This window comes from Lyngbya aestuarii BL J (assembly GCF_000478195.2).
Lineage (GTDB): Bacteria > Cyanobacteriota > Cyanobacteriia > Cyanobacteriales > Microcoleaceae > Capilliphycus > Capilliphycus aestuarii.
The window spans coordinates 1-469 of sequence record NZ_AUZM01000359.1 but is presented as its reverse complement, the minus strand read 5'-3'; the positions used below and the strand labels follow the sequence as shown (position 1 = coordinate 469).

1 protein-coding gene is annotated in these 469 nt (G+C 48.2%); it reads left to right on the top strand.

From position 1 onward, the window contains the following. The coding region (locus M595_RS31440; RefSeq protein ID WP_023070013.1) for a cadherin-like domain-containing protein at nt 1-469 on the top strand (469 nt) is incomplete at both ends.

Here is a 469-nt window from a genome sequence, read left to right as displayed (position 1 = left end):
CGTTAGCCTGAATGTTCTCGAAAACGATACCGACTCAGAGGGGAATATTGACCCGACAACAGTAGATCTCAACCCTGATACACCCGAACAAGAAACTACACGGGAAATTCCCGGCGAAGGCACTTATAGCGTAGATGATAATGGAGTTGTCACCTTTGAACCCGAACCCGGATTTACCGGAGACTCCACCATTAACTACACCGTAGAGGATGAAGAAGGTCAACCTTCAGAACCCGCACCGATTAATATTACAGTTAATCCCCCTGCAAACGTTCCCCCCACAACCGTTCCCGATCAAGGCGTCACAACAGAAGGTGAACCCGTTAGCCTGAATGTTCTCGAAAACGATACCGACTCAGAGGGGAATATTGACCCGACAACAGTAGATCTCAACCCTGATACACCCGAACAAGAAACTACACGGGAAATTCCCGGCGAAGGCACTTATAGCGTAGATGATAATGGAGTT